General features: G+C 69.7%; 10 protein-coding genes. 4 read left to right on the top strand and 6 right to left on the bottom strand.

What is annotated here, in order from left to right; genetic code table 11:
* Nucleotides 1-272: 272 nt before the first annotated feature.
* Together ACYQ78_RS05530 and ACYQ78_RS05525 are read left to right on the top strand one after the other, a co-directional pair.
* On the top strand, nt 273-803 hold the full coding sequence (locus ACYQ78_RS05530; protein ID WP_459799573.1) for an MFS transporter: 531 nt from the start codon (nt 273-275) through the stop codon (nt 801-803).
* A gap of 44 nt (nt 804-847) precedes the next feature.
* Nucleotides 848-1585, top strand: a complete 738-nt coding sequence (locus tag ACYQ78_RS05525) for a YcnI family copper-binding membrane protein (protein WP_459799572.1) — start codon at nt 848-850, stop codon at nt 1583-1585.
* On the opposite strand, the gene ACYQ78_RS05520 is transcribed toward ACYQ78_RS05525, so the two are convergent.
* The 3 genes from ACYQ78_RS05520 to ACYQ78_RS05510 form a co-directional block, all read right to left on the bottom strand.
* Nucleotides 1582-2370 carry an ABC transporter permease gene (locus ACYQ78_RS05520; protein ID WP_459799571.1) on the bottom strand — a complete coding sequence of 263 codons (789 nt, stop codon included), beginning with the start codon at nt 2368-2370 and terminating at the stop codon, nt 1582-1584. The two genes, ACYQ78_RS05525 and ACYQ78_RS05520, sit on opposite strands and share 4 nt — an antisense overlap.
* A gap of 457 nt (nt 2371-2827) precedes the next feature.
* The gene (locus tag ACYQ78_RS05515) at nt 2828-3751 is read right to left on the bottom strand and encodes an ABC transporter ATP-binding protein (protein WP_459799570.1); all 924 of its coding nucleotides are present in this window, start codon (nt 3749-3751) and stop codon (nt 2828-2830) included.
* Nucleotides 3748-4773, bottom strand: coding sequence for a LolA family protein (locus ACYQ78_RS05510; protein ID WP_459799569.1), 1026 nt, complete (start codon nt 4771-4773; stop codon nt 3748-3750). Before ACYQ78_RS05510 ends, ACYQ78_RS05515 begins: the two co-directional genes overlap by 4 nt.
* Before the next feature lie 141 nt (nt 4774-4914).
* On the opposite strand from ACYQ78_RS05510, the gene ACYQ78_RS05505 reads away from it, so the two are divergent.
* Nucleotides 4915-5589 (top strand): response regulator transcription factor, encoded by a 675-nt coding sequence (locus tag ACYQ78_RS05505; protein WP_459799568.1) that lies wholly within the window; start codon nt 4915-4917, stop codon nt 5587-5589.
* Nucleotides 5579-6922 carry a sensor histidine kinase gene (locus ACYQ78_RS05500; RefSeq protein WP_459799567.1) on the top strand — a complete coding sequence of 448 codons (1344 nt, stop codon included), beginning with the start codon at nt 5579-5581 and terminating at the stop codon, nt 6920-6922. Before ACYQ78_RS05505 ends, ACYQ78_RS05500 begins: the two co-directional genes overlap by 11 nt.
* Before the next feature lie 5 nt (nt 6923-6927).
* Here ACYQ78_RS05500 and ACYQ78_RS05495 read toward each other — a convergent pair whose 3' ends face one another.
* The 3 genes from ACYQ78_RS05495 to ACYQ78_RS05485 are packed head-to-tail and all read right to left on the bottom strand — an operon-like array spanning nt 6928 to nt 11673.
* Entirely contained in the window at nt 6928-9306 is a 2379-nt protein-coding gene (locus ACYQ78_RS05495) for an outer membrane protein assembly factor BamB family protein (protein ID WP_459799566.1), read from the bottom strand.
* Nucleotides 9294-10112 (bottom strand): hypothetical protein, encoded by an 819-nt coding sequence (locus ACYQ78_RS05490; RefSeq protein ID WP_459799565.1) that lies wholly within the window; start codon nt 10110-10112, stop codon nt 9294-9296. Before ACYQ78_RS05490 ends, ACYQ78_RS05495 begins: the two co-directional genes overlap by 13 nt.
* Before the next feature lies 1 nt (nt 10113).
* Nucleotides 10114-11673 carry an outer membrane protein assembly factor BamB family protein gene (locus tag ACYQ78_RS05485; RefSeq protein ID WP_459799564.1) on the bottom strand — a complete coding sequence of 520 codons (1560 nt, stop codon included), beginning with the start codon at nt 11671-11673 and terminating at the stop codon, nt 10114-10116.
* Nucleotides 11674-11729: the final 56 nt, after the last annotated feature.

Below are 11729 nucleotides of genomic sequence, written 5' to 3'. Positions count from 1 at the left end.
CAGGCGCCGCGCGATCAGGTGACCACGGCAGGAACCGGCACTCGGCCGTCGGCCCCTTCGGCACAGGCTCCACAGGACCAGGCGAGCACAGCAGGAACCGGCATCAGGCCGTCGACCCCTTTGGTACAGGCCCCGCGGGACTGAGCGACCGCAGCAGGAACCGGCATCGGGCCGTCCGCCCTTCCGGCATAAGGCCCGCGCGGTCCGGTGGCCACACCCGGAATCAGGCGTCGTCGGATGATCATGGCCGGGGCCGGTTCGCCGGGCCTGGTTTGAGGCTCGCCCGTGCTTCCGCCTTCGCCGCCGTCTGTGTCGTGCTCGCCGCCGTCGGGCACCAGGCCGCCGGGGGCAATGGCCCCACCTTGTGGGCGCTCGGGGCCGGGATGGCCGGGGTGTTCGGTGGGGCCTATGCGCTCGCGGGTCGTGAGCGGTCTCATGGGGTGATCGCCGGGGTGCTGGTGGTCGTCCAGGCGCTGTTGCACGAGCTCTTCACCGAGGGGCAGACCGCGCGGGTGCTGATCGATCCCGATCACGGGCATGGCGGGCTCGGGGTGTCGCTGGGCATGGTCCTGGCCCACCTGACCGCCTCGCTGATCACCGCCTGGTGGCTCGCCCGGGGCGAGGCCGCGCTGTGGGCGGTGCTGCGGCGGCTCGGGGTCGGCGCGTGGCGGGTGCTCAAGGCGCCGGCGCCTCCGTCGCTGCCGCGTCAGGCGCGGGTCCGCGCCACGGCGGTTCTTCCTTCCTCTGTACGACCCCTCCGGCACGCCGTCATCAGGCGAGGCCCTCCACTGGCCGGGCTCTAGACCCGTCCCCTTTTTCCCTTTGTGAGACCAGTGGAGTCTTTGTCATGTCCCTTATTCGCCGTGCCCTGACGATCACCGCGACCGCGACCGCCCTCACCCTCGGCTTCGCGCTCCCCGCGCTGGCCCACGTCACCATCCAGCCCGGCTCCGTTCCGCAGGGCAGCTTCAGCAAGGTCGCCTTCCGCGTCCCCAACGAGCGCGACGACGCCTCGACCACCAAGATCGAGGTCACCTTCCCCGTCGACGCGCCGCTGCCGTTCGTCTCGGTCAAGCCGGTCCCCGGCTGGAAGGCCGAGGTCACCGAGGGCAAGCTGCCCACCCCGGTCCAGTCGCAGTACGGCGAGATCACCGAGGCCGTCACGAAGATCACGTGGTCGGGCGGCGAGGTCAAGCCGGGCGAGTTCCAGGAGTTCGAGGTCTCCCTCGGCGGCCTGCCCACCACGACCGACCACCTCTACTTCCCGACCAAGCAGACGTACAGCAGCGGTGAGGTCGTCGAGTGGAAGGACGAGCCGAAGACCGACGGCGGCGAGGCCGAGCACCCGATCCCGACCCTGAAGCTCACCCCGCCGGTCACCGACGACCACCACGCCGCCGCCTCCCCCGCCGCCGCGGCGCCGACCGCCACCACGGCCCCGGTCGCGGCGGCCGCCCCGGCCGCGGCCGAGCACACCGACTCCTCCGACGGCACCGCCCGCCTCATCGGCGGCGTCGGCATCGTCGTGGGCCTCGCCGGTGTGGGCGTCGCGGTCGCCGCCCTGCGCCGCAAGCCCACCGCCTAGGCCGTGATGTCCCTGGACGTGAACCGCGCCCACGCGACCGACCCGAAGATCGCGATGTACGCGGCGAACGCCAGGACCCCCTGACCCATGTCCCCCGTGGCCAGCGGATCGCGGAGCGCTCCGTCGAACCGCTGGAACCACGAGGTGAGAAGGTAGGGCGAGATGACCTCGAGCTGCGGCACGAACGCCAGCACCTGACTGACCAGCACCAGCACGATCGTGGTGACGATCGCCCCGATGGCCGCGTCGGTGAACGCCGACACGGCCAGGGCGAGCGTGCCGAGCGCGATCATGCCCAGCGTGACGTAGAGCGTGATCAGCCCGATCCGCAGCAGCCCGTCGACCAGCGGCACGGTCGTCCCGGAGAGCAGTGTGACCGGCCCGACGGGGAACAGCAGGAACCCGGTCGTCAGCGCCGCCACCACGATGGCGAGCGACGTGGCCAGCGCGAAAGTGGCCATCCCGGCGAACTTGACCCCCAGCAGCCGGGCCCGCCCGGCCGGGGCGACCAGCAGATACCGCAGTGTGCCGAGCCCGGCCTCCCCCGCGAGCGTGTCCCCCGCCACGACCGCGACGACCAGCGGCAGAATCAACGGCACCATGATCGAGAACGCGACGTACCCCAACGCCAGCCCGTTCCCGGCCACCTGCATCATCAACGCCTCGCCCTCACCCCCGAACACCCGGATAGCGACCCCACAGAGCACGGGAACCACCGCGACGACGGCCAGCATCGCCACGGTCCGAGGCCGCCGGAAGATCAGCCCGACCTCGGACCGATACAACCGAACCGTCGACCCCCACGAGACTGAGGGGCTCTCGCCACCGGGCCCTTCGGTTTCCAGAGCGAGAGAGACCTGCCCGTCGGCGTTGATCGGAACGCCACCATCCAGGTCCGGGGCTCCTGTGACCTCCGCCCCACGCGAGGGCCGACCGGAGACGCCCGCAGCCGGGGAAACGCCGAGCCCATCACGCGCTCCGCTTGAGCTCCCTACTTCAGCCGCAGCCTCCCCATGGCGCTCCGTCGAACGAGCCGAAGCGACAGGCACCTCCCGATCACGAAATTTCGGGATCGGAGAAGGCTCTTCCGCCACGCCGTTCGAGCTCCCCGCTTCGATCCGCCCGTCCGGCGTGTGCGCCCCCACATCACTAAATTTCGGGTCTTGTGCGGGTTCCGTCGCGACAGCCTGGTGTTCGTGAGGGCCGGCTCTTCTCGTGTCGGGTTGGTCGGTGGTCGGTTGGCTATGCGTCGACATCGAAGCCCTCCCCCGTCAGGCCGACGAAGACGTCTTCCAGGCTGGGCCTGATCACCTGGAAGCCGCGGATCGAGACGCCCGCCTTGAACAGCAGGCCGCTCACGTGCTCGGGGGCCAGGCGGCCGAGCTCCGCGCTGACCCTTTCGGGTCCGGGGGTCACGTCGGCCAGGTCGAGGCCGGTCAGGACGCCCGTCGCCAGAGCGACGTCGGGTGTCTCCACTTCGACCCGCGCCGCCGCGGCCGATCTCAGGTCGCCGAGGGAGCCCTGGGCGACCAGCCGCCCCGTCCGCATGACGCCGATGTGGGTGCACATCTGCTCGACCTCCGCGAGCAGGTGGGAGGAGACGAAGACCGTCGTCCCGTCGGCGGCGATGTCCTTGATCAGGCCGCGGACCTCGCGGGTGCCCTGGGGGTCGAGGCCGTTGGTGGGTTCGTCGAGGATCAGGAGGTCTCGGCGGCTGAGCAGAGTGCTGGCGATGGCCAGGCGCTGGCGCATGCCCAGGGAGTAGGCCTTGTAGCGCTTTCCGGCCGCCGCCGTCAGGCCCACCCGGTGGAGCGATTCGGCCACGCGCATCGGGGCCGACCGCGCGTCGGACGCGGGGTTGGCGGCGTCCAGGCGGAGGAGGTTGGCCTCGCCGGTCAGCCACGGGTAGAAGGCCGGGCCCTCGACCAGCGCGCCCACCCTCGTCAGGGCCGCGCGGGCGGGGGCGCCGAACAGGGCGCTGGTGCCGTCGGTCGGGGTGACCAGGCCGAGCAGCATGCGGATCGTGGTGGTCTTTCCTGATCCGTTGGGGCCGAGGAAGCCGTACACGGAACCGCCCGGGACGGTCAGGTCGACGGCGTCGACGGCGACCTGACCTCCCGGGAAGCGCTTCGTCAGACCCCGCGTGGCTATCGCGGGCGTGTTCATCCGGCGGCCTTCTCCAAGGTCTCGGGGGTCACCGCGCCGACCAGGAGACGGCCGTCGTCGGTGATCAGAGCAGACACCAGCTTGGTGGCGATCACCTTGCCGCCCTCGACGGTCCTGGCCGCGGCCAGGAGCGGGTTGTCCTTGAACTGGGCGGCGTCGAAGGGCAGGCTCACCACGGCGGTCCAGCCCTTTCCGGTGACGGCGAGGTCGTCGGCGGGCATCCGGGGAGCTTCGTTGGTGAACTCGGGCAGCTCGCCCTCGGTCACCTTCGCGCCGGGGGGCGGGGTGAAGGTGAAGTTCTCCGGCGCCGGCTTGGCGAAGGTGATGGAGTCGAAGCCGACCTCGAAGGCCGGTTCGGCGGCGCCCTTGGCGAAGATCTGCACCCGCAGCGGCACCATGGTCTCGCCGTCGACCGCGAGGCGCACGTCGCGGATCAGCGACTCGGGCGCCTTCGGGGCCAGAACCAGTTCGTAGGCCGCCCGTCCGGCGACGGTGGCGTCGTTGCCCACGCTGACCGCGGTGTCCGACTCGGCCATGGCCAACGCGAGCCGGGCCGCGTCGGGCGGGGTCACGGCGGCGGTGGGGAGGGGCGCGGGAGTGGTCGTACCGGACGGAAGCTTGATCTTCGTCGCGGTGTTGGCGGCGCTGTCCCACCACCAGGTCTGGCCCTGGTTGTGGATCAGGTTCTGCTCACTCATGGGCCCGGGGATCGCGAGGCGGAACTGGTCGGCGGAGCCGTACCAGACCTTGAGCTCGTGGGAACCCGACAGCAGCGCGAGCGGGCTGGGACCGGCCGGCGCGGCGGGCAGGCCGGGGATGCCGAGGGACGCGGTCTCGACGATGGTGCCGGACATCGGCGCGACCGACCCGGGCCCGCCCCAGCGGGCGGCGACCTCGGTGACGAGCTGGTCGGCGGTGAGCTCCGGCAGCTGCGGATCCCCCTGGACGGCCGCGATCACGGGGCCCGCTCCGATGGCGCCCGCCACCACCAACACGGCGGCGGCCGGGACCCCCCACCTCACGGCGCGTGCTCTTGTGGACATCTCATGCCCTCCAATCTGATGGACGTGCCCACACCATGCGCAACCCGGCCTGTGGTGAGGCTGAGACGCCCTGAGACCACTCTCAGCATGAGCACAGGTCAGAACCCGCAAAATGGGGAAATGCGCGTTCTGGTGGTGGAGGACGAACGAAGGATGGCGGCGGCCCTGCAACGGGGTCTGCGCGCCGAGGGTTTCGCCGTGGACCTGGCCCACGACGGCGAGGAGGGCCTCCACCTGGCCTCGACCGGGGAGTACGACATCGTCGTGCTCGACATCATGCTGCCCCGCCTGTCGGGCTACAACGTGTGCAAACGCCTCCGGGAGGCGGAGAACTGGGTGCCGGTCCTGATGCTGTCGGCCAAGGACGGCGAATACGACATGGCCGACGGCCTCGACCTCGGCGCCGACGACTACCTCACGAAGCCGTTCTCCTACGTGGTCCTGGTCGCCCGGCTGCGGGCCCTGCTGCGGCGCGGCGGCGGGCGGCGCCCCTCGGTCCTGCGGGCCGGCGACCTGACCCTCGACCCGGCCAGGCGCCTGGTGCGGCGCGGGGAGAAGACGATCGACCTCACCCCCCGCGAGTTCGCCCTGCTGGAGTTCCTGCTGCGCCATCCCGACGAGGTCGTCTCCAAGGCCGAGATCCTGGAGCACGTGTGGGACACCTACGACACCGACCCCAACGTCGTCGAGGTGTACGTCGGCTACCTCCGCCGCAAGATCGACGCGCCCTTCGGCCGGGGCGCCGTGCAGACGGTGCGGGGCGCGGGATACCGGCTGGCCAGCGATGGCGGCTAACCCGTTCCGCTGGTGGCGGCGGCGCAGCCTGCGGGTCCGGCTGACCGTCGTGGCCACCGCCGCCCTCGGCCTCGGCCTCGGCGTCGCGGCGTGGGTGTTCGTGAACGTGCTGGGCCGGTCGCTGATCAACACGATCGACGACGAGGTGACCTCCCGGGCCCGCGAGATCGTGGCGCTGTCGGACGCGGGGCGGCTCGACGGGGAGATCGTCCCGACGAAGGCGACGATCGTGCAGGTCATCGACGCGAACGGCCGCATCACCGCGGCCACGCCGTCGACCGACCGGCTGGTCCCGCTGCTGCCGTCGGGCGCGCGGAGGGCCGCCGCCGACTCGGGCAAACCCCAGTTCCTGGACGGACGCCCCTACGGCATCCCCGCCGTCCTGCGGATCACCGTGATGAGCGCCGACCACGGGGTGACCGTGCTGACGGCCCGCTCCTTCACCGAGATCGAACGCTCCCTGAAGGCGACGGGCCATGTGCTGCTGCTGGGCACGCCGCTGCTCCTGGTCCTGCTGGCGGGGGCGTCGTGGGTGATCATCGGCCGGACGTTGAGCCCCATCGGGGCCCTGAGGCGCGGCGCGACCGAGATCACCGGGTCGTCGCCGTCGCGGCGGCTGCCGGTGCCGGAGGCCAACGACGAGGTGCACTCGCTGGCGATGACCCTGAACGACATGCTGGCCCGCCTGGAGGAGGCCGGGTCCCGGCAGCGGGCGTTGGTGAGCGACGCCGCGCACGAACTGCGGAGCCCGCTCGCGAGCATGCGCCTCCAACTCGAAGTGGCGCTGAGCCACCCTGATGGGCAGGACTGGCGCGAGACGGCGGAGGGGGTGCTGGAGGACACGCTGCGCCTCTCCAAGCTGGCCGAAGACCTGCTGGCGCTGGCCCGGCTCGACGAGGGCCGGGCGCTACGGCACGAACCTGTCGAACTGGGGCGGCTCGTGACGCGGACCGCCGCCCGCTATGGCCTCGACGCGGACATTCCGGCCGAGGCCGTCGTGGCGGTGGGGGCGGAGATGGATCTGGGGCGGGTCCTGGTCAACCTGATCGACAACGCGGTCCGGCACGCGCACGACAAGGTCGGCGTGGGCCTCTGGAAGGCCGGGCCGTGGGCGGTCATCACCGTCACCGACGACGGGCCCGGCATCCCGGAGGAGGATCGGGAGCGGGTGTTCGCCCGGTTCACCCGGCTCGACTCGGCACGGGCCCGCGACGACGGCGGGTCGGGGCTGGGGTTGGCCATTGCCCGCGAGATCGTCGAGGCCCACGGCGGGACGATCACGCTGGACGACGCGGAGCCGGGTCTGAAGGCGACGGTCCGGCTGCCGGTGTGACCCGGCTATCGATCGGGACGGTCGAACACGAGGTAGTTCATCGGAAAGATGTCACCACCGCCGTCGCCGAAGGCCACCGGTTCACTGGGCAGTCCGGAGAGGTCGATGAGACGTGCCGTTCGAGGCCTGGGGCCCCATTCGTAGTCGTCGCTTCCCCAGTCGATCACACGATCGTCGTCGTACCAGCCGCCGAAGTCTCCGGGGTCATACGGCAACGACGCGACACGACGTCCCGAGCGGACATCCAGCACACACATCTCGTAGGACGCATCGGCGCAGCGAGCCGCGAGGAACAGTCCGGACGGCGAGAGAGCGTCGGCCCGGCCGGGGATGAGCCGGTGATCGAGGGTCACCACCGACCCCTTCACCTTCCCGTCCATGCCGAAGGTGTACAGCTTCGGTATGTACTCACCGTCGACGAGGTCTATCGACAAGCCCACGACCTCGTCCCGGTTCTTCCAGACAAATCCGCCGCCATCGATGGAATCGTCGAAAGCAGCGTCGACATAGCGCGCCAGCCGCCGCGAGGGATCCGCCACCACGAATCCCAGCGTGCGTTCCTCATCCTCGGTGTCGACGACCGTGAGCAGGACCCGGCCGTCCGCCGCCCACATCGGCGCGGTTAGCCGCTCCCCGCGTGGAACCACCCGCAGGGAGAACGAGGCCTCCGCATGATGGTCGGTGAACTCGATCACCGAGCCGGAACCAAGGCTCAGTTCCCAGCGACCCTCGGCCGACAGCGTGCCGGAGAACGCCGAAACGCGTTCGAAGACTCCGGACGACCAGCGGAACAGCCCCTCACCGTCGACGGCGAACGCCGCCACCCCCTCGGACTCCCGCCGGTAGAGGACGGTCCTTCCCACCGGATGGGCCTCACCGGCAGCGCTCTCCGCGGGCGGGGGGATCTCGACCAGCCCGGCCAGTGTCCGTCTCGCCAGATCCACGAGATCGACGCCCTCCTGCGCCGCGTGGAACTCCACCAGCCATCCGCCGCGCCGCGCCACGATCAGGCGAGGTCGCCGGCGATCGGCGAAGGCCTCATCACCCACGCCTGGGAGCGGTATGCCGATGTCGGCGTCCTCGTGCCACGCGAAGAGGCCTGCCGCCCGGTCGTGGTCTCCGGCCGCGATGACGTTCACTCCGAGGCGACGGCCGGACGCGTCGGCGAGCACGCACGCGGAGGGCTTTCTGAAGGGTTGGGGCGTGACGGGCGAGAACCCCGGGAGAAACCTGATCCGGCACCCGTCGGGCGGAGGACGCATCTGTCGGCGGTCGCCGACCGACCCCACCCAGGAGACGGCCGCGCCCCAGATGGGAAGCTGCCGACGCGTCACCAGATAGAGCCGACCGTCCGCGTCCACCACGGGGTGGCCGACGGCGGGGACGTCCACCCTGTCGACGACGTGTCCGTCGGCAGGGCGTACCACTTCGGCACCGAACGGATAGTAAGAGTGCTGGACCATCACCCCGGCGGCCACCCTGGTGAGCGACCAGGGCTGCCCGGAGAGCCTGCGCCTCCACGTCACCCGGCCCGAACCAAGATCGACTCCTTCCAGAACATGGCCATCCCGCAAGAAGACGACATGCCGGCCATGCGCCTCGAACCGGCAGCGGTAGTCGCAGTTCCGGTCCTCGTGAACCAGCGAACCGGCCGCGTCGAGAAAGAAGATTCCGACACTGTCACGGACGGCGATCGCCGTCCGCCCGCCCACGACGCCCTCCGTCGCGTCCCACCTCAAAAGGTAAGCGCTCTCAAGAAGAGGAAACCTCCGGATGAATTGGAGAGCTCCCGTCACCGGATCGAAGACCCGCAGGATCAAGGATGTCCCGTCGTTCAGCAGTGCCGCGGCGATGTCCTCGGTCACGTGGACGTCCTCGAGGGTGCAGTCCGGACAGTCGATCCGCCGCCAGAGAACCGCCCCGGACTCGGTGTCCACCCCCGAGAGCTCCCGCCTGAGCGAATCCCAGATCAGCAATGTCCGCGAATCGACGAGGCTGAGAGAAGCGTCCTCGTTCTCACCGACCGATCTGGTCCACAGAAGCCTCCCCGAACGGAGATCCAGTCCACGAAGCGTGGTGGCCTGCCGCGGGCCTCCCCGCACACGGGTCTGCACGATGACGACGCTCGTGAACACCCCCCACGACCACACGCTCCCGAGGTCTCGTCTCTCCCAGCCGACCCGCCCCGTCCTCCCGTCGACCATCGTGACGGCGTTGTCCGCGCGCACGATGAACATGTCCGGGTCATGCCCGGCCGGGAGGAAGTCGAGCACCCCGGGAACCTCGACCGACCAGCGGGAACCGGGTGGTGGTGTCTCCTTTCCGTCCAGGGCGACCCCTGACAGCAGTAACGCGGCGAGCGCCAGGGATCTCACAACGCGCATGTTCGCTTCCCGTCGGCTTTGCGGTAGCTGGAGTAGAGGTTGGCCGGAACGTAGGAGACGTCGTATGTCTTCGCCATCCCGGTGATGCGCAGCGGCCGGCCCCCGTTCGGCCTCGCGCGGATGCGTTGGAGCCCGGAATCCGCGCCGTAGTCGAAAAGGACTTCGATCTCCCAGTCATGGGCACGGCGCGTCGCGCTCACCGTCAACTCGACGGTCAGCCGCTCGTCCTGCCGGAGATCGACGCTGTTCTTGAGGAAGAGGCTCCGTCCGGCGGGCGGGTGGAAATCGTCGAGGTTCGCCTTGACCAGGAAGTGGTTGGGCTCGCCTTGGGGCGGCAGCGTGCGCAGACAGGTGCCGCGGACGATCGGCGAAGACGTGATCACGTGGGGGCGCACGTCGATGATGCGGACCGGCTTGCTCCGCAGACCCTGCACCACGACGGTGACCTCCACCTCCTTCACCCGATGGGCCTGCTGCCGCTGCAGGAGGCCGTCCATCTCCGCGGGAGACGGACCGCGCAGGAGAAGCGCGTGGTCGGGCCCGCGTTTCAGCACACCGGGCAGGGCCACGAGGTCGTTGCCCCAGAAGGGCTCGTCCACGACGACCCGTAAGGGCGGCTGCCCGGCAACGTCGTTGGCGGTGTCACTCACCCAGGCCCAGCCGCCTCCGATCACCGATGCCACCAGTGCGGCGATACCGGCGGCCAGGGTGGTGAACCACCACGTGCCCATCCGGCGGAGGACGCCTTTCTTGGGTTCGGCCGCCCCGGTCTCCTGCTGCGGCGTCTCCTGCTGGGGTGACGTCATCTCACCGCTCTCCGGTCAGGGTCCGGTGGGCATGGCGTACCAGTTGCCGGGCCAGCTCCGGATCACCCTCGGCTAGCACCCTCAGGAGAGTGGATCCACTGCGGAACGTGATGAGATCCGGGTCGTGGGCGGCGATCGCCTGATCGGCCAGATCCGGCGTCAGTTCTTCGTCGTAGGGGTGGACGGTGGAGAAGAGCAGGCGCGCGTCCGGTTCCGACGCGAGCTCCCTGATGACTTCGATCTGGATCGTCGGGCCGTCGCCTTCGACGGGATCGGCATGACAGCGAGTCGCCACCGGCAGGCCCAGAGCGGGATTGCCCGGATACGGGGAGCGTTCGTATCGGACGCCGCCGACCTCATCGGGCAGGAGCGAGCATGCATCGGGCCACCGCTCCGACGGCACACCGCCTCTCGCCGCCGCCTCCTGAGCTTGGGACGTTGCATCGCGTATCTCGTACACGGTCAGCGTTTCCGCTCCCGCCGACACGACCAGATCGTCGGCGATGCTGTCCGGCTCCTCCGGCGGAGCGAACCAGGCCATGGGACGTGCACGACCGGCCCCATCGACCCAATAGAGCAGCGACCCCCAGTCCTCTTCGGTCACCGGGCCGAAGAAGTAGGGGCCGGAGTCAGGCGAGTCGAACTTCGCACTCGGCAGGCTGTCGGTGACCTGTCCGGTTCGGCGGTCGATCAGGTCGATGGACCCGCCATCGACCTCCAACGCCATCGTGTGGGCGTCGTAGAACTCGATGACCTCGTCGATGAGCTGCTGGCGATGGACCGGCCCGCCGTCCAGGTCGAGGACCACGAGAGCTTCTTTCGACGAGACCTGGAGCACGTCACCACGGACCGCGAGGTCATCGAAAGTGGCGGTCAGGTCGTGGCGCCAGACGATGCGACCGGTAACCGGGGAGACCGCCCAGACGGCGCCGCGACCCACCTGGCACGATCCGAGGGCGAAAATCTTCCGCGTGTGCACGCGTACCACGTCGACACCACATCCGGGGGGTGCCGGGGAACGCCATCGCGTACGGCTGGTCTGCTGGTCGAGAGAGACGATCTCCCCCCGCTCGGACATTCGAAGATAAACCGCTCCGTGAGCGATGCCCGGCACATCGAAATGGTCAGGCCGCCCTTCGAATCCCGAACCGCTCTTCCAGAGGTTGTCACCCGTTCTTATGTCGAACACGTCGAGCATCGTAATATCGGCACCTCCGCTTTCCCGTTCGAACGAGAAGGCGGCCACTCCGATGGAACCCGATGCGGCCAGCGAATCGATCGAGCCGATATCGTCGGCGGATAGGACATCGTCGCGTTCCCAAAGCGTCTCACCGGTCCGCACATCGAGCGCTTCGATCTTCTTACCACCACCCAGTAGCAGAACGTTCCCCGCCCGCTGTATAGAGGCCGGTCGGCTGGTCGATTTCTTCGACCACAAAGAGACCAGAACCGGATGGGAACGGCTCTCCCGCGCGGTGGTCGGCGCCGGAGCAGCAGATGCGGCAGCGGCCACGAACGGCAGCAGGAGAACACACAGCTTCCCGATGGCATTCCAGTTCATCCGTCACTCCCTGGAAAGCCATCCTCATCGGTGCAGGACTCCCCGAGGAAACGCAG

It is taken from the genome of Herbidospora sp. RD11066 (assembly GCF_054661255.1).
This window is presented reverse-complemented; position numbering and strand designations above follow the sequence as displayed.

What these genes read in the sequence shown, in the direction of transcription:
- ACYQ78_RS05505 (WP_459799568.1), top strand. Translation starts at nt 4,915, where the DNA reads ATGCGCGTTCTGGTGGTGGAGGACGAACGAAGGATGGCGGCGGCCCTG.
- ACYQ78_RS05490 (WP_459799565.1), bottom strand. Translation starts at nt 10,112, where the DNA reads ATGACGTCACCCCAGCAGGAGACGCCGCAGCAGGAGACCGGGGCGGCC.
- ACYQ78_RS05515 (WP_459799570.1), bottom strand. Translation starts at nt 3,751, where the DNA reads ATGAACACGCCCGCGATAGCCACGCGGGGTCTGACGAAGCGCTTCCCG.
- ACYQ78_RS05500 (WP_459799567.1), top strand. Translation starts at nt 5,579, where the DNA reads ATGGCGGCTAACCCGTTCCGCTGGTGGCGGCGGCGCAGCCTGCGGGTC.
- ACYQ78_RS05485 (WP_459799564.1), bottom strand. Translation starts at nt 11,673, where the DNA reads ATGAACTGGAATGCCATCGGGAAGCTGTGTGTTCTCCTGCTGCCGTTC.
- ACYQ78_RS05525 (WP_459799572.1), top strand. Translation starts at nt 848, where the DNA reads ATGTCCCTTATTCGCCGTGCCCTGACGATCACCGCGACCGCGACCGCC.
- ACYQ78_RS05495 (WP_459799566.1), bottom strand. Translation starts at nt 9,306, where the DNA reads ATGCGCGTTGTGAGATCCCTGGCGCTCGCCGCGTTACTGCTGTCAGGG.